This is a genomic window from Burkholderia savannae (assembly GCF_001524445.2).
Taxonomy (GTDB): domain Bacteria; phylum Pseudomonadota; class Gammaproteobacteria; order Burkholderiales; family Burkholderiaceae; genus Burkholderia; species Burkholderia savannae.
On the sequence record NZ_CP013417.1, the window covers coordinates 1,014,314 to 1,036,392 of the forward strand.

Here is a 22,079-nt window from a genome sequence, read left to right on the forward strand (position 1 = left end):
CTCGCTCACAGGAACTGGCCGAGGGGCAGGTCGAGATCGATCGTCGCACGGCTCAGTTCCGCTTCGGCGGCCCGCGCCTTCGCGGAAAAGAGCCGCATCAGCACGACCTTGTTCAGCGTGTCGCTGCGCAGCGCGCCCTGCGCGCGGCTGCCGATCAGCGTCACGCGCGCGGCGACCGGCCAGCGCCCGGCGCGCGCATAGAAGCGCGCGAGCGGCGGATCGCACGTGAACACGCCGATGTCGATGCCGCTCGCTTGCAGCCACTGCGTCGCCGCCGCGACCGTGCGCGTGCCGAGGCCCGCGCGCCGGTGCGCGGGATCGGTCGCCACCCAGCTGAGCCCGCCGATCGAGAAGCGCTCGCCCGCGTGCGAGATCGTCTTGCGCACGACGGCCGAGTAGCCGACGACTTCATGGTTCGCCGGCGTCGATACGTAGAACGACATCGCGTCGAGGCGAGGATCGTGGATCACCGGAGTCGTTTCGCCGGGGGCAAATGCATCGTCGGGGTCGACGCGTTGGTGGAGCAGGGCGAACTGGCGTCGAAGCGCGTCGGGCGCGTCGTTGTAGCGAATCGAGTGGAGTGCGTAGGCGTTCGTCATGTCGCGGGGGCATCGTGATATGGGCGGGTGGGGCGTGACAGCGAGGCGCGCCGGGGTTCATGCTGGTTCGTCGGCGCTCGGTTTGCCGATGGTCGGGCTTGCTGTCGGGCTTGTTGCCGGGCGGGCGAAGCGGCTGTCGGGCCGGTTTTCCGCTCGTCCGGGTTTGCCCGGCGCGGGGCCGAATCGCCCCGGCTCTCGAAGGCCCGGGTGCGACGACGGTTGCCCGAGCGGTCCGAATCCCGGGCCGCGCGGATGGCGCTCGCATGCAAGTTGCCGGTTCCGCGGGATGCACAAACGGCGGCGCCGGTTCGTGCCGGATATTCGTTCGATCGCGGGCGCGTCAGGCGGTTCGTGGATGTAGCGCGAATCGGGCCAACTTGCATGCCGTCGATCGGTGCGCCGCGGACGGCATCGCTGCGGCACCATATAATGAGCCACGCATCGACGCACGCGCCGCCGATTTGCCGGTTGCCGACGGCAGTGCCGCCCGACGATCCGCCGCGATGGGCGTTTTTTTCTTTCCGGCGCGACAATATGGTCATATCCATTCCGAGAAGAGCGTCCCCTTGATCCGTCGCCCCATCATCGACCCCGAAGTGCTGCCGATCGAGACGACCGGCGCCGGTCTGCCGGCCGTCCCGCCGCCGTTGCTCACGCCGGCCGGCTTGCGCAGCCGTTTCGAGCAGCCGCCCGAATGGACGCAGGAGCCCGTCGAGGTGCAGCTCGCCGACGGCGTCGATCCGCGCAGCGCGGCGGTGCTCGTGCCGCTCGTCGTGCGTGAGCGTGGCCTGACCGTGCTGCTCACGCAGCGCGCGGACCACCTGAACGACCACGCCGGCCAGATCAGTTTCCCGGGCGGGCGCCGCGAGCCCGACGACCGCGACGCGAACGCCACCGCGCTGCGCGAGGCGCGCGAGGAAATCGCGCTCGCGCGCGAGCGCGTCGAATTGCTGGGCGCGCTGCCCGACTATCTGACGGGCACGGGTTTTTGCGTGACGCCTGTCGTCGCGCTCGTGCATCCGCCGTTCACGGTGCAGGCGGACACGCTCGAAGTTGCCGAGATTTTCGAAGTGCCGCTCGATTTCCTGATGGACCCCGCGCACCACCAGGTGAGGGTGTTCCGCTGGGAGGGCGGCGAGCGGCGCTTCTTCGCGATGCCGTATCCGCGCGGGCCGGTCGGCGGCCAGTATTTCATCTGGGGCGCGACGGCCGGCATGCTGCGCAACCTGTACCGCTTCCTCGCGGCCTAGCGGCCGGCGCCACAGTCGACGCACGCCGCAGCCATCCGGCGCGCCCGCTGTGCTATCTTTACGCGAAAAATCAATCACCCAGAACGGCACGGCCCTTCGCATGACTTTCTTCTCGGTTCTCCTTGCCCTCATCATCGAACAGGTCCGCGCGCTGTCGCCGAGCAATCCGGTCTTCGCGCTGTTTCAGTCTCATGCGGAATCGGCTGCGCACGGCTTCGACGCCGGCAAAAGGAAGCATGGCGTGCTCGCCTGGCTCGTCGTCGTGCTGCCCTGGGTGCTTGCCGTCGGGCTCGTCTATTTCCTGCTGTACAAGGTGAGCTTCGTGCTCGCGTTCCTCTGGAACGTCGTCGTCGTGTACTTCACGCTCGGCTTCCGGCAGTTCAGCCATTACTTCACCGACATCCACCTCGCGCTCAACAACGACGACGTGCCGCGCGCGCGCGACATCCTGCGCGAGTGGACGGGCATCGACACGGTCGACATGCCGGTCAGCGAGATCGTCCGCCATACGCTGATCCACGCGGTCGTCGCGTCGCATCGGCACGTGTTCGGCGTGTTCTTCTGGTTCGTGCTGCCGGTCGGCCCGGCGGGCGCGGTGCTGTACCGGATCGCCGAATATCTGTCGCGCAGCTGGTCGGCGCCGGCGGACGACCGCACCGCGGCGTTCTCGACGTTCGCGCAGCGCGCGTTCTTCGTGATCGACTGGGTGCCGGCGCGCCTGACGGCGCTCGGCTTCGCGATCGTCGGCAACTTCGAGGATGCGATCTACGCATGGCGCAATCACACGCGCCAGTGGCCCGACTCGAACGACGGCGTGCTGCTCGCGGCCGGCAGCGGCGCGCTCGGCGCGCGGCTCGCGGGCCCGCTCGCCGAGCAGTCGAGCATCGATGCGCTCGCGGCGGGGGACAACGGGCCGGTGACGGTCGGCGACGACTGCACGCCGCGCACGCTGCAGTCGGCCGTCGGCCTCGTGTGGCGCGCGGTGATCCTGTGGATGCTGCTTCTGTTGATGCTGACGATCGCCGTCTGGGTGTCGTGATGCGGCGGGGGCGTTGCGCGTGCTTCGCCCCGACCGCGACAGCCAACGAAAAAGCCGGCTTCGAGCCGGCTTTTTTGCGCCTCGTGCCGTGTCGAGCGGGGCGCGCACGTTATTGGTGCGGCGTCGGGCCTGCGGGGCGAGCCGGCACGCGGTGCGGTCAGCCGTCGCGCGGGTCGCGGCCCGCGCCGCAATGCCAGCACGCGGTGAACTGTGCATCGAGCGTCTCGCCGCAGCGCGCGCAGCGCCACGGCGCCGCGCCGGCGGGCGGCCCGGCCGATGCCGCCTCGATCAGCCGCCGCGCGAGCGCCTCGTCGCGCTCGTCGTCGAGCCAGATTTCCGGCAGGCACGCGTCCATCGGCAGGCCGCCGAGCGCGCCGCTGGCGTAACAGTTGTGCAGCTCGCAGCCGACGCCTGCGACGTCGAGCACGTTCGCCCAGTGCTGGGCGGTGGCGAGGTCGGGGGCCTTGAAGCGCATCGGCGTCTCCTCCGTGCGTGACGAACGGGCGGCGGCGGCGCGTGGGCCGCCGGGCCGCCGGGCTAGCGGACGATCTGGCTCGCCTCGTGCACGAGCTGCGCGTACAGCGCGTGGCGCGAGGCCGCGATCCTGCCGCCGGCGACGGCTTCCAGGATCGCGCAGCCCGGCTCGTGCAGATGATGACAATTATAGAAACGGCAATGCGGCAACAGCGGCCGGAACTCCGGGAACGCGCGCTCGAGGCGGCCTTCCGTCAGATGATAGAGGCCGAACTCCTGGAAGCCGGGAGAATCGATCAGCGCGCCGCCTTCCGGCAGCGGATAGAGGCGCGTGAACGTCGTCGTGTGGCGGCCGCTGTTGAGCGCCGCGGAGATCTCGCGCGTCGCCGCCTCGGCGTCGGGCACGAGCAGGTTCACGAGCGTCGATTTGCCCATCCCCGACTGGCCGAGCAGGATCGTCGAATGGCCGGCGAGACGCGGCGCGAGCTGCGCGCGCGCGTCGTCGGGCGCGCCCTTGATCGACAGCTCGAGCACGTCGTAGCCGAGCGCGCGGTATGACGCGAGACGCTCGCGCGCGGCCGGCAGCGCGGCCTCGACGTCGATCTTGTTCAGCACCACGACGGGCTTCAGCGCGTTCGCCTCGGCGGCGATCAGCGCGCGGCCGAGCAGGTCTTCGCTGAAATACGGCTCGGTCGCGAGCACGATCAGCAACTGATCGAGATTCGCCGCGAAGAGCTTGGACTTGAACTGGTCGGAGCGGTAGAGCAGGTTGCGCCGCTCGCCGATCTCGACGATCACGCCCTGATCGGCCGACGTCCGTTCGTAGACGACGCGGTCGCCGACCGCGACGTCGCTTTTCTTGCCGCGCGGAAAGCACTGCAGCATCGGGCCGCCGTCGGCGGGCGCGACGATGTAGTGGCGGCCGTGCGCGGCGATCACGCGCCCTTCGACGCGCTCGCCGCCGCGCGCGGCGGCCTTGGCCGGCTGCTTGGTCGGCGCGTGCTTCATGAGTGCTGGAGCAGCCGGTCGATCCGTTGCGACGCGGGCGGGTGCGAGTAATAGAACGCGGTGTAGACGGGGTCGGGCGTGAGCGTCGATGCGTTGTCTTCGTAGAGCTTCACGAGCGCGTTGACGAGGTCGCGCGCGTCGGTCTGGCTCGCGGCGAACGCGTCGGCTTCGAACTCGTGCTTGCGCGAGCTCAGGCTGCCGAGCGGCGTGACGAAGAACAGGAACACCGGCATCGACAGGAAGAACAGCACGAGCGCGACGCCCGCGTTGCTGCCGGCGAGCGACGGCATCACGCCGAGGCCCGTGTAGAACCACGCGCGCTGCGCGAGCCAGCCGAGCAGCGCGAGGAGCGCGAGGCTGAGCGCGAACGTCCAGAGCATGCGCTTCATCACGTGGCGGCGTTTGAAATGGCCGAGCTCGTGCGCGAGCACCGCTTCGATCTCGTTGCCCGTCAGGCGGGCGAGCAAAGTATCGAAGAACACGATCCGCTTCGACGCGCCGAAACCCGTGAAGTACGCGTTGCCGTGCGCGGAGCGGCGGCTGCCGTCCATCACGAAGAGGCCCTTCGCCGCGAAGCCGCAGCGCTTCATCAGCCCTTCGATGCGCGTGCGCAGCGCGTCGTCGGACAGCGGCTCGAACTTGTTGAAGAGCGGCGCGATGAAGCTCGGGTAGAGCACGAGGACGAGCATCTGGAAGCCGACCCACACCGCCCACGTCCACAGCCACCAGAGCGCGCCCGCCTGGTTCATCAGCCACAGCACGACGAAGAGGAGCGGCAGCCCGAGCGCCGCGCCGAGAAGCGCGTTCTTCGCGAGATCGGCGAAGAACAGGCGCTTGGTCATCCGGTTGAAGCCGAAGCGCTCTTCGATGCCGAACTGGCGGTAGTACTCGAACGGCAGGTCGACCGCGCCCGAGATCACGAGCACCGCGGCGACGAGCGCGACCTGCTGGCCGTAGCCGCGCCCGAGCCAGCCGGAGAGCAGCGAATCGAGCGCGCCGACGCCGCCGAGGAGCGTGAGGCCGACGAGCACGGCCGAGCCCACGACGATCTCGAACATCGTGAGCCGGGTGCGCTCGATCGTGTAGTCGGCGGCGCGCTGATGCGCGGAAAGCGGGATCGTTTCGCGGAATTGCGCGGGCACGCGGGCGCGATGCGAGGCGACGAAGCGGATCTGCCGCGACGCGAGCCACAGCTTGGTGCCCGTCATCGCGACGACCGCGACGGCGAAGAGCAGGGTGAAGGTATAGGCGGACATCGAAGGCGCTGGTGGTATCTATGCGAGAATTATATGTTCTTGCGGACCCGGCCCGCTCGTCGTTTGCCGGCCCGCCCGGCGGCGCGCGCCGTCCGCCCATTTCCCAGGATTGCACATGACCGATATCTCCGCCGCGGCCGGCCAGCCCGCGCTCGTTCGCAACGAATTGAACCTCGTGTGGCTCGACATGGAAATGACGGGCCTGAACCCGGACACCGACCGCATCATCGAGATCGCCGTCGTCGTCACCAATTCGACCCTCGACGTCGCGCTCGAAGGGCCGGTGCTCGCGATCCATCAGAGCGACGAGACGCTCGCGAAGATGGACGACTGGAACAAGAACACGCACGGCCGCTCCGGCCTCATCGACCGCGTGCGGGCGTCGCGCGTCACCGAGGCGGACGCCGCCGCGCAGATCGCGGCGTTTCTCGGCCAGCACGTGCCGCCCGGCAAGTCGCCGATGTGCGGCAACTCGATCTGCCAGGACCGCCGTTTCATGGCGCGCTGGATGCCGGAGCTCGAGCGTTTCTTTCATTACCGCAATCTCGACGTCAGCACGCTCAAGGAGCTGTGTCGGCGCTGGCAGCCCGCGATCTACAAGGGCTTCCAGAAGCGCGCGATGCATACCGCGCTCGCCGACATCCACGAGTCGATCGACGAGCTCAAGTACTATCGCGAGCACTTCCTGATCCCGGCCGCGCCGGCGGGCGAGACCGCTTAAGCGGAGCGGGGCGGCGCGCGCGATCCGGCGCGGTGCCCGTGCGCGGCGCGTGCCGGCGCGCTCGCGCGCCGCGCCGAGCGGCCCGCAGCCGGCGTACGACGCGGCGCCCGCGCCGCATGTCGCCGCGTTGCGCCGCGCCGCGTGCTCCACGAAGGCCGCCGTGTGCGCGGCCGGCACGTCGGACGGGCCTCGCGGCCCGCGTGCGTCGAATGTGCCTCGACCGCCCGCGGCGGGGGCGTCTTCCGGAAGGCTGTCTGCCGCGGAGGCGCCTATCACGGAATCGGCTGCCTTGGCGAGCTGCGCGGCCACGCCGCCAACGGCCGCCGTCACTTCGGCGCGCGCACCGCGCTCTTCGGCCGGAACGCCGCGCATACGGCCGGATTCGTCTGCGCGTAAGGGCCGCCGATCAGGTCGATGCAATACGGCACCGCAGCGAAAATACCCGGCACCGCGACCTTGCCGTCGTCGCCGCGCAGCCCTTCGAGCGTTTCCTTGATCGACTTCGGCTGGCCGGGCAGGTTCACGATCAGCGCCGCGTGGTCCGCGGTCTCGCGGATCACCGCGACCTGCCGCGACAGGATCGCGGTCGGCACGAAATTCAGGCTGATCTGCCGCATCTGCTCGCCGAAGCCCGGCATCTCCTTCGTCGCGACCGCGAGCGTCGCCTCGGGCGTCACGTCGCGGCGCGCCGGGCCCGTGCCGCCCGTCGTCAGCACGAGGTCGCAGCCGAGTGTGTCGACGAGCTCGATGAGCGTCGCCGAGATCGTCGGCGCGTCGTCCTGGATGAGCCGCGTTTCGGCGCGCCACGGCGACGCGAGCGCGGCCGCGAGCCACTCGGCGAGCGCCGGGATGCCCTTGTCCTCGTAGACGCCGCTGCTCGCGCGGTCGCTGATCGACACGAGGCCGATCACGAGTTCGTCGGGATGGTTACGCTTGGTCGTCGTCGTCTTCATCGTCGGAAGGGGAGGAGTGCTCGGGCGAGTCGTGCGCGTCGCCCGCCGAGCCGCTCGCCGTCTTGATCCACTGGAACAGCTCGCGGAAGTAGCGCGGCGGCCTGCCTTGCTGCACTTCCTTGCGCGCGTTGCGGATCAGCGTGCGGCCTTCCTGCACGTCGGCGGCCGGATGCTCGCGGATGAACGCGGTCAGCGCGTCGTCGCTCGCGAGCAGTTGCTCGCGGGTGCGTTCGATCCAGTGCAGGCGCGCCGTCTCGGCCTTGTTCACGCCGCGCTGCGTGTCGAGCGCCGTGCGCAGCGCGGCCGTCTCGTCGGCGGTGAGCGAGCGCATCACGCGCCCGACGTACTGAACCTGGCGGCGCTTGCCCTCGTGATCGGTGATGCGGCGCGCCTCGCGCACGGCGTCGGCGAGATCTTCCGGCATCGGCATGCGCTTTAGCGCGTCCTTCGGCAGCTCGACGAGGGCGGAGCCCAGTTCCTGCAGCGCGTGCATGTCGCGCTTCAGTTGGGATTTGCTCGGGCGATCGTAGCCGTGGTCGGCGTCCTCGCCGGCGTGCTCGATCGGTTGGATGCGGGTTTTGCGTGTCATGGGCGGCATTGTATCGCGGCGCGCACCGCACGCCGCGCATCGCCGCAGCGCGCTGCGTTCGCCGACTCGCGTCGCCGGCGCCGGACCTTGCTATGATCGCGGGATACGCACATTTCGAAACACGCGGGCGACCCGCCCGCCACCGGATATCACGACGATGGCTGCAAACCTCGACGCCCAGGCGCACTATTTCCCGCACACGCAGGACGAACTGAAAGAAATCGCGACGGACATCCTCCGGCACGCGAAGGCGCTCGGCGCGACCGACGCCGCGACCGAGATCTCCGAAGGCGACGGCCTGTCGGTGTCGGTGCGGCGCGGCGAAGTCGAGACGATCGAGCACAACCGCGACAAGACGGTCGGCGTGACCGTCTTCATCGGCAAGAAGCGCGGCAACGCGAGCACGTCCGATTTCTCGCCCGCCGCGCTGAAGGACACGGTCGCGGCCGCGTACAACATCGCGCGCTTCACGGCCGAGGACGACGCGGCCGGGCTTGCCGAAGCCGAGCTGCTCGAAACCGATCCGCGCGATCTCGACCTCTACCATCCGTGGTGCATCTCGGCCGACGAAGCGGTCGACATCGCGCGCCGCGCGGAGGACGCCGCTTTCGCGGTCAGCCCGCAGATCCGCAATTCGGAAGGCGCGAGCGTGTCCGCGCAGCACTCGCAGTTCGTGCTCGCGACGACGCGCGGCTTCCTCGCCGGCTATCCGTACTCGCGCCACTACGTCGCGTGCGCGCCGATCGCGGGCAGCGGCCGCCACATGCAGCGCGACGACTGGTACACGTCGAAGCGCCGCGCGGACGAGCTCGCGTCGCCCGAGTCGGTCGGCCGCTATGCGGCCGAGCGTGCGCTCGCGCGGATGGGCGCGCGCCGGCTCGACACGCGCAAGGTGCCCGTGCTGTTCGAGGCGCCGCTCGCGGCGGGCCTGCTCGGCGCGTTCGTGCAGGCGGTGAGCGGCGGCGCGCTGTATCGGAAGACGTCGTTCCTCGTCGACAGCCTCGGCAAGGAAGTGTTCGCGCCGCACGTGCAGATCGTCGAGGACCCGCACGTGCCGCGCGCGATGGGCAGCGCGCCGTTCGACGAGGAAGGCGTGCGCACGCGCGCGCGCAGCGTCGTGAAGGACGGCGTGGTCGAGGGCTATTTCCTGTCGACGTATTCGGCGCGCAAGCTCGGCACGCAGACGACGGGCAACGCGGGCGGCTCGCACAACATCGCGCTGAGGAGCGCGCAGACGAAGCCGGCCGACGATTTCGACGCGATGCTCAAGAAGCTCGGCACGGGCCTGCTGCTGACCGAACTGATGGGGCAGGGCGTCAACTATGTGACGGGCGACTATTCGCGCGGCGCGGCGGGCTTCTGGGTCGAGAACGGCGTGATCCAGTATCCGGTCGAGGAAATCACGGTTGCGAGCACGCTGCAGGAGATGTTCCGCCACATCGTCGCGATCGGCGCGGATTCGATCGTGCGCGGCACGAAGGAAACGGGCTCGGTGCTGATCGAACAGATGACGATCGCCGGGCAGTGAGCGCCGCGATCGGTTCGATCGCGCGCAAAAGCAAGAAGCGCCGCGGGAAGCGGCGCTTTTTTTGTCGTCGGACGTTATGCCGTCGGGCAGGCGGGCGCGGGATCATGCGCCGTCCGGCGTTCGTCAGCCGGCGCGCCTGCGATGGTAGACGACGAACGCGTACGCGAACTCGTTCGGCTGCGCCGCGCGATGCGCATCGCGCGACACCTCTTCCCAATGCGCGGGATCGGGCGCGGGGAACGACGCGTCGCCTTCGAAGTCCTCGTCGATCTCGGTGACGATCAGCTTGTCCGCGTGGCGCAGGCCCTCCGCGTAAAGCTGCGCGCCGCCGATCAGGAACGCCTCGGCCGCGCCGTCGCGCTCGGCGAGCGCGAGCGCGTCGCCGAGCGACGTGACCGTGTCGCAGCCGTCGAAGCGACGCGCGGCGTCGCGCGTGACGACGATGTTGCGGCGGCCGGGCAGCGGCCGGCCGATCGACTCGTGCGTCTTGCGGCCCATGACGATCGGCGCGCCCATCGTCGTGCGCTTGAAGAACGCGAGATCCTCGGGGAGTTTCCACGGAAGTTGGTTGTCGCGGCCGATCACGCCGTTGCGGGCGCGTGCGACGATCAGGGTCAGCGTCGTCATGACGGGAACAGTAGAGATGCCGGAAGGGCACGATTCTACCGGATCGCGCGTCGGCCGCCGCGCGGCGCTTCGGCTTCGTTCGGCGCCGCCGCACGGGCGGCGTTCGCGCGTCGCGCCGGCTCGAAAGGCGACGGGTGCGTGATTCGCGTCGCGGCGTGCCCGGCGGCGGACGCTTCGCGTTCCGCGTTCCGCGTTCCGCGCGCCGCATGCCGCGCGCGCGTCACGCGTGGTCGGCCTCGTCGTCCGGGGCGCTCGCGCCCGGTCGATGCGTTCCCCACGACAAGTCGCGCAGGCCGTGCGACACCATCAGCCGATACAGCGTCGCGCGCGACACGCCGAGCTCCGCCGCCGCCTCGGTCAGGCGGTTGCGATGCCGCAGCAGCGACGCCTCGATCGTGCGGCGCTCGGCGCGCTCGCGCGCCTCGGCGAGCGTCGTCGCCTGGCGCGTCGCGAACGGCGCGAGATCGAGATCGGCGGCCGACAACTGGCGGCTGTCGGACATCACGATCGCGCGCCGGATTCGGTTGATCAACTCGCGCACGTTGCCGGGCCACTGGTAGTTGTACATCGCCTCGACCGCGCACGACGTGAAGCCGTGAATCCTGCGCGCGCCGTCGCTTCTGAAGCGATGCAGGATGTGATGCGCGAGGATCTCGATGTCCTTGCCGCGCGCGCGCAACGGCGGCTCTTCGAGCTTCAGCACGCATAGCCGGTGATACAGGTCCTCGCGAAAGCGGCCGTTGCGCATCGCCGCCTCGAGATCGACGTGCGTCGCCGAGATGATCCGCACGTCGACGGGAATCGAATCGTGCCCGCCGAGGCGCTCGATCCTGCCTTCCTGAAGGAAGCGCAGCATGCTCGCCTGGCTTTCGAGCGGCATGTCGCCGATCTCGTCGAGGAACAGCGTGCCGCCGTCGGCCGCCTCGACGCGGCCGATCTTGCGCTGGCTCGCGCCCGTGAACGCACCGCGCTCGTAGCCGAACAGTTCCGACTGCAGCAGGTGATTCGGAATCGCGCCGCAGTTGATCGCGACGAACGGCGCCTTGCGGTGTTCCGAGCGCTCGTGGATCGCGAGCGCGGTCAGCTCCTTGCCGGTGCCTGATTCGCCGGAGATGAACACGGTCGCGTCGGTGGCGGCGACCTTGCGGATCATCCGGAACAGCTGTTGCATCGCGTCGCACGCGCCGACCATCTCGTCGCCCGTCGCCTGCGCGGCGCCCGCCGCGATATCGAGGTCGCACAGCGCGACCATGCCGTATGCATGGCCGACGAGGTAATCGATCGTCTCGTGCGGCGGCGGGCCTTGCATGTAGTCGAAGCAGTATTGGCGAATCAGCCGGCGCACGTCGGGATCGTTGAGGCGGGTGTCGCCCGCGAGCGCGATCCAGCCGACTTGCTGTTGTCGCAGCACCGATTCGAGCGTCGGCAGCTCGCGCGGCGCGAAGCCGTCGAGATCGGCGATTCCCGCCTGCGGCTCGTCCGGCTTCACGCGCCGCGCCGCTTCGTTCGCCGAGCGTGCGACGTGCACGTTCCAGTGTCGCGCGCGCAGATGCTCGACGAGCACCGTGTCGGGCGTGCGCGACAGGTAGACGAGCTGGCGCGCGGCCGTGTCGGCCGGCGGGACGCACGGATGCGCGGCGTGACCGGGCGGCGTGCAACCGGAGGAGGAGCGGGAGTCTTGCACGATGCACCTCTGCATGGATGTTGTTCAGAACGTGTCGCGGATGTGCGCGCCGAGAGCGGCGCGCGATGTCCGGTGCGGGCGTCGCGTTCGCCGCATGCGTCGCGGCGAGCGCGCCGGCGCCGCGATCGAGGCGGGCGAGCGGCGAAGGGGGCGACGCCGTTTGGCCGGCGCTCGGCTCGGGCGCGGCGCATGCGTATTCGTCGAGCATTCGTTCAGGTCGGAAGCGCGGCGATGCGCGCGACGCGCGTCGCGCGATGCACGGACGGCGCGCGCGTGCCGGGTGCGTGAAGTCGGACGACGCGGCCGCGCGGCGCCGCCGACCGTGTCCGGCCGAGCGGCGACGCCGCGATCGAGGACGCGCGCGCACGGCGCGCGGCGCGCGAATGCGGCGGCTGGCCGAACGAGCGTCGGCGCGGTTTCCCCGGCCATGTCGGTCCCCCCGTTGCGCGACGCGCCGCATGTTCGGCGGCGCGACGCACACTCCCCGGTAAGAGCCGTCGACGGCTGCGCGTCAGCGCGGCGACGACGAATGGTTGTCTTGCCTGTCGCCGGCATTGCCGGCGGTCTTCGATTCGATGATGCCGATCGCACGCGCCGCGCCGCGACGTGTGCTCGACGCGGCGAGCCGGTTCGCTCGCCGCGCCGGAAAAACGTGTGCGCCGGCGCGACGCGCCGCCGCGTCGCCGGCGTCGTCAGTGTCGCCGGCGTTGCCGGCGTCGTGCGTCCGGCGCGACCGCCGCGGCATGCATGCCGCGGCCGGTGCGCGCACAAGCGCCGATGCGCACGCGGCCCGATGCGAATCGCGTCGGCGGCGCGCGTCGCGGGCCACGCTCGATGTCATTGCGATCCGCTGATCGCGCCCGCTTGTCGCGGCGGCGTCGGCGCGATCGACGCGCGCGCATCCGCGCGGCACGGCGTTGCGCGGCGCGACGCCGCGTGCGTTGTCTGAAGTCGGGCGAAGCGCCGAGGCGGGCGCGAAACCGGCGGCCGTTGCAGGCTTCGCCGCTGCAAAGCGTGGGCGCGTCGTCATCCTGCGCTCCGACGTCTAGGAATTCCGTTGTCAAAAAGAGTGCCCGCCGGGGGACGGAGCACCAAAACGTTTGCCGTTGCATGAACGGCTTCGGCTATCTGGACGACCTGGACGATTCCGATGAGATGTGCGAGCGCGTCGCCGTGGCGCAATGCACGCTGCATGTCATGCCCCCCCGACGGCTGTCCCAGATTTCCGTGTTTCGAGGCCGCCTCGGATAGCGCGCTATCCGGGGCGGTCTCCACTTCCGCGCTCAGCGTGAGGATCGTGACGCTGCGGCGCTGAAGGCCTGCGGCGCCCGCGCGACGAAGCGCGGGCGGCGAACCTGACGGGTTCGACAATGCGATGCATCCGGCGCTCGTCGGCGCATGCGATGCGCGAAGCCGAGCGAGCCGGATGGAAATGTGCGAATGCTTCGAATCGGAGTGAGGCCAAACGCGCGTGCGGCGCGCGGCGGCCGCGTTCGCGCGCCGCATGCAGGCATGCACGGCCGGCGCGCCGAGACGGTCGCGATCGTCGCGAATGCGCGACGCGCGTCGGCGATTCGCCGCGCGCGATTCGACCGCGTGCTCGCGCGCCGCGCCGCGCGGAACCGCGCCCATCGGCTCGGCGCGCACGTTCGCGTCGCTGAAACCGATCCGCACGGCGGACAGCGTGCGGCGCGACGACGGGTGCGAAGCGTCGGGCATTGCGGTCATCTCGTCTCCTGTTCGCGTTGCGTTGTTTTGTCGCGGCGGGCTCGCCCTTTGCATTCGAATGCGTCATTGCCTCGTATCGCGCGTGCCGTCGCTGCTGACCGTGCGCTGTGCGTCGGCCGGCACGGGCAGCGGCGTCGGCGGGCCGATCTCGTCCCATAGCGTCACGGCTGCGCCGCCGCCGACGAGCGGTGCCGGCGTCGCGACGGGAACCGGTGTCGCCGTGCGCTCGCGCGGTCGCGCGAACGCGCCGGCGTCGACGCGCGCGATGCGTTCGGTCCATTCGGCCGAGGCGACGTGCATGGGCTGCGCATCGGTGATTCGATTTGTTTCGTTTTCGTGCGCGGTTGCGACGAAAGGGGACAACACGGCAAACCACGCGGCGAGCACAGTGGCGGTGCAATGAGGTCGATAGGCAAGACAGGCCGCAATTCGCATGGCGTCTCTCCGGTTTGCCGGTGATCCAGCGAAATGCATGCCATCGCGCGCAATCCGTTGACCGGGCGGGCTGCGCGAATGCGCGGACGAATCGGGGCGCGCTCGATCGCGCGCAAAACGTTTCAGGTCTGAAACGGGCACTTGGGAATACCGCTGATTCAAAAATTGACGGGTTAATCTAATCTTCTATTCAAGCGTGCAACGAATTAAGCGAATTGATAAACACAGTCTTTCGGAGTTTAAGCAGAAGAATGCAATGCCGTTTTAATGCAGTCCATGCTGAAAAGAGTTGATTTAATTCATTTGCTTTGTCGCACGCTTGTCAGTACGCTGAAACAACATAGAGTCGAGAAACGGGCGGCCGTGACCACCGCTCTTTTTCGAGCCAAGCGCCGATCTACGGGGAAACGCAGTTCCAGTGTTGTGAAAAATGACGAGCCGAGCTCCTCTCGCGGGTTCCGGCTCGGTTCCGTCGCGCGCCTGTGCCAGGCGGCGCGACGCAATTCGATTGACTGGGTGGCGTCATGGATGTTGCGGCAAGGCATCTCATCTACTATTCCCATCGTCCGGATGCGGATCTGCGGCGCTGTTTCGATCAGCACGGATGGCAGGTCGACGTCGTCGATTCGCCGCGCGAGATGCGGCGCTCCGCCGCGCGCGACGTGATCGCGGGCGGCTTGCTCGATTTTTCTTGCGGCGTCGGGGCCGCCGAATTGCGCGAGCTCGAAGCCAGCTTGAAGACGCCGAACGTGGGATGGATCGCGACGACGAGGCGGGGGCAGATGGAAGACGACGCGGTGCGCCGGCTCGTGCGCGATTACTGTTTCGACTACGTGACGGTGCCTTACGAATGCGAGCGCATCGTCGAATCGGTCGGCCACGCGTACGGGATGGTCACGCTGTCGGAAGGGCTCGCGCCCGCCGCCGCGACGGTGCGCAACGAAGGCGAGATGGTCGGCACCTGCGACGCGATGCTCGCGCTCTTCAAGATGATCCGCAAGGTGGCCGCGACCGACGCGCCCGTGTTCATCTCCGGTGAATCGGGGACGGGCAAGGAGCTCACGGCGGTCGCGATTCACGAGCGTTCGTCGCGCGTGAGCGCGCCGTTCGTCGCGATCAATTGCGGCGCGATTCCGCCGACGCTGTTGCAGGCCGAGCTGTTCGGCTACGAGCGCGGCGCGTTCACCGGCGCGAATCAGCGCAAGATCGGCCGCATCGAAGCCGCGAACGGCGGCACGCTGTTCCTCGACGAAATCGGCGATCTGCCGTTCGAGAGCCAGGCGAGCCTCTTGCGCTTCCTGCAGGAGCACAAGGTCGAGCGCGTCGGCGGGCACACGTCGATTCCGGTCGACGTGCGGATCATCTCGGCGACGCACGTCGACATGCAGGTCGCATTGCGCAACGGCCGCTTTCGCGAGGACCTGTATCACCGGCTATGCGTGCTGAAGCTCGAAGAGCCGCCGTTGCGCGCGCGCGGCAAGGACATCGAGATCCTCGCCCGGCACATGCTCGAGCGTTTCAAGGGCGACGCGCACCGGCGGTTGCGCGGCTTCACGCCCGACGCGATCGCCGCGCTTCACAACTACGCGTGGCCGGGCAACGTGCGCGAGCTGATCAACCGGGTGCGGCGCGCGATCGTGATGTCGGAAGGGCGGATGATCAGCGCGGCGGATCTCGAGCTGTCGAACTACGCGGAAGTCGTGCCGATGTCGCTCGAGGAGGCGCGCGAAAGCGCGGAGCGGCACGCGATCGAAGTCGCGCTGCTGCGGCATCGCGGCCGGCTCGCGGACGCCGCGCGCGAGCTCGGCGTGTCGCGCGTGACGCTCTACCGTCTGCTCTGTGCGTACGGGATGCGCGACGACGGCAGCACGCGCGCGAAGCGCGAAGAGGACCTGCGTCGGGCCTGCTGACGCGGCCCTTGCTAAAATGGCGGGCACGGCCGCTTTCCGCGGCCGGAGGAACCCGCATGAAACAGTATCTCGACCTCGTTCGCACCATTCTCGACACCGGCACCTGGCAGAACAACCGCACGGGCATCCGCACGGTCAGCATGCCCGGCGCGATGCTGCGCTTCGATCTGCAGCAGGGCTTTCCCGCGGTGACGACGAAGAAGCTCGCGTTCAAGTCGGCGATCGGCGAACTCGTCGGCTTCCTGCGCGCGAAGCGCAGCGCGGCCGATTTCCGCGCGCTCGGCTGCAAGGTGTGGGACGCGAATGCGAATGAGAACGCGCAGTGGCTCGCGAACCCGTACCGCCGCGGCGAGGACGATCTCGGCGACGTGTACGGCGTTCAATGGCGGCAGTGGCCGGGCTACAAGGTGCTCGACGCGCACGCCGACGCGCAGATCGCCGATGCGACGTCGCGCGGCTTTCGCGTCGTCGCCCGATTCGACGAAGGCGGCGCGGGCAAGGTGCTGCTCCACAAGGCGATCGATCAGCTGCGCGATTGCCTCGACACGATCGTGCGCGATCCGTCGAGCCGGCGCATTTTGTTTCACGGCTGGAACCCCGCGGTGCTCGACGAGATCGCGTTGCCCGCGTGCCATCTGCTGTATCAGTTCCTGCCGAACGTCGAGCGCCGCGAAATCTCGCTGTGCCTGTACATCCGCAGCAACGACGTCGGACTCGGCACGCCGTTCAATCTCGCGGAAGGCGCGGCGCTCCTCGCGCTCGTCGGCCGGCTGACGGGCTACGCGCCGCGCTGGTTCACGTACTTCGTCGGCGATGCGCACATCTACGAGAATCAGCTCGACATGCTGAAGCAGCAGCTCGAGCGCGAGCCGTTCGAGAGCCCGCGGCTCGAGATCGCCGAGCGCGTGCCCGATTACGCGAAGACAGGCAAGTACGAGCCGGAATGGCTCGAGCGCGTCGAGCCGTCGGATTTCACGCTCGCCGGTTATCGCCATCACGAGCCGTTGAGCGCGCCGATGGCCGTCTGAGCGGCGCGCCGCTCGTCGGCCGAATCATGAAAAAACCCGCGAAACTCGCGGGTTTTTTTGTTTGATGCGCGGCGCGACCTCACGCACGCCGACGTTCTTCGCGGTGCGCATCGGAGCCGTGCTGCTGGTCCGGACGCACCTGGCGCGCCGGCTCCTGGCGCGGCGCGGGAGGCGGTGGGGTGTGCGGCACGGCGGGCGGCGGCGGCGCGGGGCGCGGTTCCATGCGAGGCGCCTCCATTCGCGGCGCGGGGGCGCGAGGCGCTTCCATCCTCGGCGCTTCCGTCTGCGGACGTGGCGCAGGGGCCGGCGCGCGATATTCGTTGCGCGGCGCGTCCTGACGCGGCATGCCGCGCGGCGCCTCGGTCGCGCGCATTTCGTTTCGCGGCGCGGGCTGCGGCTGCGTCCGCTCGGCGGGCTGCGGCGCGGACGGCGCGGGGTGGATGGGCGTGGGCGTCGAGCGGATCGGCGGCACCGCGTTCTGCGTCGGCGAACGGTAATTGAGCGGCGCATTCGGCCCGGCGTTCGCGCGAGGCTGGCCTTCGTTCGCGTGCTGCTGCTGGATCGGCGGATGCGGCTGCGTCCACGACGGCTGCGCGCGCTGCGCTTCGCCCGGTGCGCGTGATTCCGCGCGCGCGCCTAGGCCCTCGTCGGCTGCGGGCGGCCGCGGTACGCCATTGTTGAACGCCGGCGCGGGATTCGGGCGAGACACGTTCGGCTGCATCGCGTTCTGCGGGCCGCCCGGCGCGTGCGGCGCATTCGGCTGCGCGAGGCCCGGTTGCGGGATGCCGGGGCGCGCGAGGTTCGGTTGGGCCGCATTCGGCTGCGGCATGTTCGGCTGCGGTGGCTCGCCCGCGCGCGCGGCCGGGTTGCCGGCGCCGCCCTGCGGTCGGCGGCCGGGTTGAGCGACAGGCGCGTGCGTATCGACGAGCTGCACGTTGCGCATCGCCCAGCGGTTCGGCGCACCCGCGTTTTCGGGCGAGCGCACCGGCCGCATCGCATAGTTCGGCGGCGCCGAGGTCTTTACGACGGGCGCGCCCGCGCCCGGCACCCGCGCGCCGCTTTGCGCGAGGTGCGCGGCGAGCTGGTCGTGATAGGCGGCCGGCACGACCGGGTTGCGCGTCGCGACGATCGCGCGCTGCTCGACGGCCGCGGGCGGCCGGTACGCGGCGTTGCGCAGCGCGCCCGCGAAGCTTTGCCGCACCGGCGCGACGCCCGGCGCGCCCGAGCCGACGTGCGCGTTGCGCCACTGCTGCGGATCGACCTTCTGCGCGAAGCGCGACACCGGCTGCCCGTGGACGAACGCGGTCGCGGGCACGGCCGTCACCGCGTTCGGCGCGCGGAAGTTCACGTACGTGTTGTGGATGTTCGTGATGTTCGTCACGTTCACCGTCTTGTTGACGTTGATGTTGTTGACGTTGTTCACGATCACCGTCCGGTTCACGTGCTGATAGTAGTGCGGGCTCCAGCCGCCCCAGCTCGGCCGCCACGGATCGTGCGGGCCGAGCGGGAACCACGCGACGCCCGCTGCCGCGATTCCGCCGATCGCGAGGCCGACGCTCCAGTCGAAGCCGCCGCCGCCCCCGCCGACGAACGCGACGAGCGCGGGCGCGTAGCACGGCGGCGCGCTGACGACGAGCGGGCCCGGCACCCAGGCCCACGAATCGTCGACGTAGGCCCAGCGGCCGTAGTGGTAAGGCGCGAAGCCCCACGGCTGGTCGTCGACCCAGGTCCAGCCCCACGGCGCCTGCCAGATCCAGTGGCCGGTGCGATACGGCGCCCAGCCGGCGGGCACCGCGCTCGGCACCCACACCTCGCCGTAATCGGGGTCGTCGCGCCACGAGCCGTTCGCGTCGAGATCCTGGTAGCCCGGGATTTCGCGCGACACGTAGCGCGCCGACACCGAGCGCTCCTCGGCGGCATCGCGGCTCGCGGCCCATTCGTCGAGACCGTCGGGCGGCGGCGCGGCGCCCGTGTCCGCGACTTGCAGCCCGGTGCCCGTGAAGACGACCCGCTGGCCGGCCGACACCGGCATCTGCGCGCCGTCGCCGTAGACAGTCGCGCTGCCGCGCCGCACGGTGACGGTCGTGCTCGAGCCGTCGGGCGCGACGTCGACCCGATAGTCGCCGGGCGAGCCGACCGCGAGCGCGAGGTTCGGCGTGTCGACTTCGTACGACGTGCCGGGCGGCAACTCGCGCACGTGCGTCGACAGCGTGCCGAGCGGCACCTTCAACTGCGTGTTCGTGTCGTCGAGGTTGAGGAGCGACAGGCTCGTCGACTGGCCGAGGCGCACCGCGGTCGAGCCGATGTGCAGCTCGGAGCGCGCGCCCGAATCGTTCCATAGCTGGTCGCCGGTCGTGAGCGGGCGATTGACGGCCGCGTACGACCAGTCGCTCGCGCCCGCGGGCTCGGTCGTCACGGCGCCGGACAGGTAATTGAGGCGCGCGACGCGGCTCGGCGGATCGCCGCCCGCTTGCTGGGCGACGCCGGCGGGCGGCGCATCGATGGTCTGCGCGATGGCGGGCGGCAAGGCGGCGAGCATCGCGACGGCGACGAGCGTGTGGCGGGCGATGCGCGACAGCGCAAATGGACTACGAACGGCGAGGATGGTCATCATTGTCTCTGTTATGTCCGGCGTGGCACGCGCCGTATGAATCCACTCTATCCGCTCGACATGTTTCAGTGACGGTCGTTTTGTTATGCGATTTGACGTGCGTGTAACAAGAATTGTCGGCACTCGGGAATTCGTCAGACCGATGAAAGCGCGCGTCATCCGCCGGTAAACAGCGCGTCGAATTCGCGCTGCCCGGCGGGCGTCACGCGCAGCACGCGCGGCTTCGCCGCGTGCTCGATCCAGCCGCGCCGGCAGAAGCTGTCGAGGAGCGCGGCGCCGAGCGCGCCGCCCAGGTGCGGACGACGCTCGCTCCAGTCCGGGCACGTGCATGCGAAGCGGCGGCGCTTCGCGCGCTGGCCGCCGACGTCGACGCCCCATTGCGCGAACTGCGCGGCGCCCGCCGCGGTCGCGTCGAGCGCGCCGTCCGCCATCGTCAGCCAGCCGCGCGACATCAGCCGCTCGAACACCTGGACCGCGAGCTCGCCCGCCATGTGGTCGTAGCAGGTGCGCGCGTAGCGCATGTCGGGCGGCACGGTGCGCGCCGGTTGCGGCGTCGGGCGCCGCGGCGCGGCCGCCTGCGCGACGTTCGCGAGCGCCTCGATCGCCGCGGCGATGTCGGGCGACGCGATCCGGTAGTAGCGGTGGCGGCCGCGCACGTCGAGCGCGAGGAGGCCGCCGTCCGCGAGCCGCGCGAGATGCGCGCTTGCCGCTGACGGCGACAGCCCGGCGATCATCGTCAGCTCGCCCGCGGGGCGCGCGCTGCCGTCCATCAGCGCCCAGAGCATCGCGGCGCGCCCCGGATCGGCGAGCAGCGCGCCCAGATGGCTCAGGCCGGGGAAATGGTGGTGGCGGTCGGAGTCGGACATTGGCGGATTTCGGACAGGGGGATGTGTTCGAGTGTAGGCGCGTATTGCATTCGATGTTTCGGCGTCGGGTGAAATGTCGAATGCGCGCCGGGCTTGATGACTGAAGCCGGCGTTGCGGTTCGGGCGCATGCCGGGGTTCGGGTTCAGGTTCAAGTCGTGGCATTGGCTCCGGTTCGGGCGCATGCTCTGGCTCTGGCTCTGGCTCTGGCTCTGGCTCAGGTTTGGGTTTAGGTTTAGGTTTAGGTTTAGGTTTAGGTTTAGGTTTAGGTTTAGGTTTAGGTTTGGGCTCAGGGCAAGGAGCAGGTCCAGGGCAAGGTGTCTCGGATTAGGGCGACCCGACGTCATGCGCCCGCCGCCTTCGGCGCGTGTCCCGACAGCGCGCGTAAAATGCGACGACCGCTGACCCGGCGGCGCGCCATCGCGGCGCGCCGGCCATTCGACGACGCTTCTCCCGATGAAAACGCTTGTTGCAACCCTCATTGCCGTCTTTGTCTGCACCGGCTGCGCGTCCGGCGGCGCGGGCGGGTCCGGCGCCGGCACCGGCCGCATCGAGATGTACGGCACGATCGATCAGGGCATCACGATCCGCAACTGACGGCGCGGCCGCGAGCTAGCGCCGCTTTTGCCCCGGCGTGCGCGGCGGGCCCGGCTCGGCGGGCGCGACACTTTGTCGCAGCGCAACGTATAATCATCTCCTTTCCCGCTACACCGCAGAACTGGAGCTAGCCGACATGCCCGCCACGCCTTCCGCGCCGCTTGATCGCACCGAAACCGTTTTCCGCTTCCTCGCCGAGCCGACGTCCGTGAACTTCGGCGGCAAGGTGCATGGCGGCGCGTTGATGAAATGGATCGACGAGACCGCGTATGCGTGCGCGGCGATCTGGTCGAGCCGCTATTGCGTGACGGTGAGCGTCGGCAACATCCGCTTCCAGCGGCCGATCCTCGTCGGCAATCTCGTCGAGCTGAAGGCGCGCGTCGTCGCGACGGGCCGCACGAGCATGCACATCCACGTGTCGGTGCACGCGGGCGATCCGAAGGGCGGCGTGCTGCGCCAGACGACCGATTGCCTCGTCGTGTTCGTCGCGGTCGACGAGAACGGCAATCCGGTGCCCGTGCCGCCGTTCGAGCCCTCCACCGACGAGCAGAAGCGGCTCGCGCAATACGCGATGGAAGTGCGGGCCGCGCTCGACAAGATCGTCGAGCTCAAGCCCGAGGAAGTCGCGAAAGGGGAAGTGTGAGCGCGCATCGGCGCTCGTCGCGCGGCCAAGCGGGCGCGTGAGCGGGGGCCGCCGGGCTCATCGAACCGAAGACGCCGCGATCGTTCGCGGCGTTTTTCATTGGAGCGGCGCGGCGCGGCGTGAAAGCGGGGCGGCGTGCGCGGGCTTGCGTCGACGTGCGTCGCACACGTTGCTCACGCATGCTGCAGCGATTGCGCGTCGAGGGTGCATCGAGGGCGCGCCGGGATCGTACGGTCGGCAGGGCGGCGGCGATCGAATGCCCGCGAGCACGTTCACGTGATGATGATCGTGCGCTTCGATTCGATTACATCGGATCGAACGCAGACGATCGAGCGCCGATGATCGAGCGCGTTCGATCAAGCCGGCGACGATCAACCGGCGACCATCGAACGACAACCGGCAATCACATGGCGCCGGCCGCCCGGCGCCGATCCAGCGCGGGCGAGCGCGGGCTCCGCCACCGGCCCGCCGCCGCGCTGGGCCGTCGTCGGCCCGCGCGACGCCGACCGAGTCGCGGCCCCGCCGTGCGCGTCGC

The 22,079-nt window shown here is 69.6% G+C and carries 19 protein-coding genes and 1 pseudogene; 8 read left to right on the top strand and 12 right to left on the bottom strand.

The window, feature by feature from the left end; all coding sequences use genetic code 11:
- Window positions 1-5: 5 nt before the first annotated feature.
- A complete protein-coding gene (locus tag WS78_RS05105) occupies window positions 6-599 on the bottom strand; it encodes a GNAT family N-acetyltransferase (protein WP_038745554.1) in 594 nt (197 codons plus the stop codon).
- Window positions 600-1,165: 566 nt separating this feature from the next.
- Here WS78_RS05105 and WS78_RS05110 point away from each other — a divergent pair.
- Together WS78_RS05110 and WS78_RS05115 are read left to right on the top strand one after the other, a co-directional pair.
- On the top strand, window positions 1,166-1,849 hold the full coding sequence (locus WS78_RS05110; RefSeq protein ID WP_038745552.1) for a CoA pyrophosphatase: 684 nt from the start codon (window positions 1,166-1,168) through the stop codon (window positions 1,847-1,849).
- A gap of 100 nt (window positions 1,850-1,949) precedes the next feature.
- The gene (locus WS78_RS05115; protein ID WP_038745550.1) at window positions 1,950-2,888 is read left to right on the top strand and encodes a CobD/CbiB family protein; all 939 of its coding nucleotides are present in this window, start codon (window positions 1,950-1,952) and stop codon (window positions 2,886-2,888) included.
- A 157-nt stretch (window positions 2,889-3,045) separates the two neighbouring features.
- Here the strand turns inward: WS78_RS05115 and WS78_RS05120 are convergent, their stop codons facing one another.
- The 3 genes from WS78_RS05120 to WS78_RS05130 form a co-directional block, all read right to left on the bottom strand.
- The gene (locus WS78_RS05120; RefSeq protein WP_038745548.1) at window positions 3,046-3,363 is read right to left on the bottom strand and encodes a putative signal transducing protein; all 318 of its coding nucleotides are present in this window, start codon (window positions 3,361-3,363) and stop codon (window positions 3,046-3,048) included.
- Between the two features lie 62 nt (window positions 3,364-3,425).
- Window positions 3,426-4,370: a ribosome small subunit-dependent GTPase A gene (gene rsgA, locus WS78_RS05125; protein ID WP_038745546.1), complete on the bottom strand. Its 945-nt coding sequence runs from the start codon at window positions 4,368-4,370 to the stop codon at window positions 3,426-3,428.
- Complete coding sequence (locus WS78_RS05130; RefSeq protein WP_038745544.1) at window positions 4,367-5,626, bottom strand: M48 family metallopeptidase; 1,260 nt, start codon at window positions 5,624-5,626, stop codon at window positions 4,367-4,369. Before WS78_RS05130 ends, rsgA begins: the two co-directional genes overlap by 4 nt.
- Window positions 5,627-5,741: 115 nt before the next feature.
- Between WS78_RS05130 and orn the strand changes: the two genes are divergently transcribed.
- Complete coding sequence (gene orn / locus WS78_RS05135; protein ID WP_059584572.1) at window positions 5,742-6,347, top strand: oligoribonuclease; 606 nt, start codon at window positions 5,742-5,744, stop codon at window positions 6,345-6,347.
- A gap of 326 nt (window positions 6,348-6,673) precedes the next feature.
- On the opposite strand, the gene mog is transcribed toward orn, so the two are convergent.
- Entirely contained in the window at window positions 6,674-7,300 is a 627-nt protein-coding gene (gene mog, locus WS78_RS05140) for a molybdopterin adenylyltransferase (RefSeq protein ID WP_081989424.1), read from the bottom strand.
- Window positions 7,275-7,889, bottom strand: a complete 615-nt coding sequence (gene yjgA / locus WS78_RS05145; protein ID WP_272482185.1) for a ribosome biogenesis factor YjgA — start codon at window positions 7,887-7,889, stop codon at window positions 7,275-7,277. Before yjgA ends, mog begins: the two co-directional genes overlap by 26 nt.
- Window positions 7,890-8,046: 157 nt before the next feature.
- Here yjgA and pmbA point away from each other — a divergent pair, with 157 nt between their 5' ends.
- Entirely contained in the window at window positions 8,047-9,417 is a 1,371-nt protein-coding gene (gene pmbA / locus WS78_RS05155; protein ID WP_059584574.1) for a metalloprotease PmbA, read from the top strand.
- Window positions 9,418-9,540: 123 nt separating this feature from the next.
- Here pmbA and WS78_RS05160 read toward each other — a convergent pair whose 3' ends face one another.
- From WS78_RS05160 to WS78_RS05185, 4 genes and pseudogenes are all read right to left on the bottom strand, one after another.
- Window positions 9,541-10,044, bottom strand: a complete 504-nt coding sequence (locus WS78_RS05160) for a dihydrofolate reductase (protein WP_059584576.1) — start codon at window positions 10,042-10,044, stop codon at window positions 9,541-9,543.
- Between the two features lie 220 nt (window positions 10,045-10,264).
- Window positions 10,265-11,891, bottom strand: a pseudogene (locus WS78_RS05170) (sigma 54-interacting transcriptional regulator); the annotation flags it as partial.
- Between the two features lie 863 nt (window positions 11,892-12,754).
- A complete protein-coding gene (locus WS78_RS35565) occupies window positions 12,755-13,456 on the bottom strand; it encodes a hypothetical protein (RefSeq protein ID WP_157131146.1) in 702 nt (233 codons plus the stop codon).
- 63 nt (window positions 13,457-13,519) lie between these two features.
- Complete coding sequence (locus WS78_RS05185) at window positions 13,520-13,756, bottom strand: hypothetical protein (protein ID WP_226377209.1); 237 nt, start codon at window positions 13,754-13,756, stop codon at window positions 13,520-13,522.
- A 659-nt stretch (window positions 13,757-14,415) separates the two neighbouring features.
- On the opposite strand from WS78_RS05185, the gene WS78_RS05200 reads away from it, so the two are divergent.
- Window positions 14,416-15,801: a sigma-54 dependent transcriptional regulator gene (locus WS78_RS05200; RefSeq protein ID WP_059584587.1), complete on the top strand. Its 1,386-nt coding sequence runs from the start codon at window positions 14,416-14,418 to the stop codon at window positions 15,799-15,801.
- 56 nt (window positions 15,802-15,857) lie between these two features.
- Window positions 15,858-16,829, top strand: coding sequence for a thymidylate synthase (locus WS78_RS05205; protein WP_059584590.1), 972 nt, complete (start codon window positions 15,858-15,860; stop codon window positions 16,827-16,829).
- Between the two features lie 79 nt (window positions 16,830-16,908).
- Here WS78_RS05205 and WS78_RS05210 read toward each other — a convergent pair whose 3' ends face one another.
- On the bottom strand, window positions 16,909-19,440 hold the full coding sequence (locus tag WS78_RS05210; RefSeq protein ID WP_059584656.1) for a DUF6600 domain-containing protein: 2,532 nt from the start codon (window positions 19,438-19,440) through the stop codon (window positions 16,909-16,911).
- Window positions 19,441-19,595: 155 nt separating this feature from the next.
- Window positions 19,596-20,306, bottom strand: coding sequence for an ArsR/SmtB family transcription factor (locus WS78_RS05215; protein WP_038745526.1), 711 nt, complete (start codon window positions 20,304-20,306; stop codon window positions 19,596-19,598).
- Window positions 20,307-20,760: 454 nt separating this feature from the next.
- Between WS78_RS05215 and WS78_RS35570 the strand changes: the two genes are divergently transcribed.
- Window positions 20,761-20,901, top strand: coding sequence for a hypothetical protein (locus tag WS78_RS35570; protein ID WP_145986828.1), 141 nt, complete (start codon window positions 20,761-20,763; stop codon window positions 20,899-20,901).
- A gap of 136 nt (window positions 20,902-21,037) precedes the next feature.
- On the top strand, window positions 21,038-21,544 hold the full coding sequence (locus WS78_RS05225; protein ID WP_038745524.1) for an acyl-CoA thioesterase: 507 nt from the start codon (window positions 21,038-21,040) through the stop codon (window positions 21,542-21,544).
- The last annotated feature ends 535 nt before the right edge of the window (window positions 21,545-22,079 follow it).

Bases quoted from the DNA above. Each gene is read 5' to 3' on its own strand.
- yjgA (WP_272482185.1), bottom strand. From the start codon at position 7,889: ATGACACGCAAAACCCGCATCCAACCGATCGAGCACGCCGGCGAGGAC.
- WS78_RS05105 (WP_038745554.1), bottom strand. From the start codon at position 599: ATGACGAACGCCTACGCACTCCACTCGATTCGCTACAACGACGCGCCC.
- WS78_RS35570 (WP_145986828.1), top strand. From the start codon at position 20,761: ATGAAAACGCTTGTTGCAACCCTCATTGCCGTCTTTGTCTGCACCGGC.
- WS78_RS05225 (WP_038745524.1), top strand. From the start codon at position 21,038: ATGCCCGCCACGCCTTCCGCGCCGCTTGATCGCACCGAAACCGTTTTC.
- WS78_RS05115 (WP_038745550.1), top strand. From the start codon at position 1,950: ATGACTTTCTTCTCGGTTCTCCTTGCCCTCATCATCGAACAGGTCCGC.
- WS78_RS05205 (WP_059584590.1), top strand. From the start codon at position 15,858: ATGAAACAGTATCTCGACCTCGTTCGCACCATTCTCGACACCGGCACC.
- pmbA (WP_059584574.1), top strand. From the start codon at position 8,047: ATGGCTGCAAACCTCGACGCCCAGGCGCACTATTTCCCGCACACGCAG.
- WS78_RS05185 (WP_226377209.1), bottom strand. From the start codon at position 13,756: ATGCACGTCGCCTCGGCCGAATGGACCGAACGCATCGCGCGCGTCGAC.
- WS78_RS05130 (WP_038745544.1), bottom strand. From the start codon at position 5,626: ATGTCCGCCTATACCTTCACCCTGCTCTTCGCCGTCGCGGTCGTCGCG.
- WS78_RS05200 (WP_059584587.1), top strand. From the start codon at position 14,416: ATGGATGTTGCGGCAAGGCATCTCATCTACTATTCCCATCGTCCGGAT.
- WS78_RS05215 (WP_038745526.1), bottom strand. From the start codon at position 20,306: ATGTCCGACTCCGACCGCCACCACCATTTCCCCGGCCTGAGCCATCTG.
- orn (WP_059584572.1), top strand. From the start codon at position 5,742: ATGACCGATATCTCCGCCGCGGCCGGCCAGCCCGCGCTCGTTCGCAAC.
- WS78_RS35565 (WP_157131146.1), bottom strand. From the start codon at position 13,456: ATGACCGCAATGCCCGACGCTTCGCACCCGTCGTCGCGCCGCACGCTG.
- mog (WP_081989424.1), bottom strand. From the start codon at position 7,300: ATGAAGACGACGACGACCAAGCGTAACCATCCCGACGAACTCGTGATC.
- rsgA (WP_038745546.1), bottom strand. From the start codon at position 4,370: ATGAAGCACGCGCCGACCAAGCAGCCGGCCAAGGCCGCCGCGCGCGGC.
- WS78_RS05120 (WP_038745548.1), bottom strand. From the start codon at position 3,363: ATGCGCTTCAAGGCCCCCGACCTCGCCACCGCCCAGCACTGGGCGAAC.
- WS78_RS05210 (WP_059584656.1), bottom strand. From the start codon at position 19,440: ATGACCATCCTCGCCGTTCGTAGTCCATTTGCGCTGTCGCGCATCGCC.
- WS78_RS05160 (WP_059584576.1), bottom strand. From the start codon at position 10,044: ATGACGACGCTGACCCTGATCGTCGCACGCGCCCGCAACGGCGTGATC.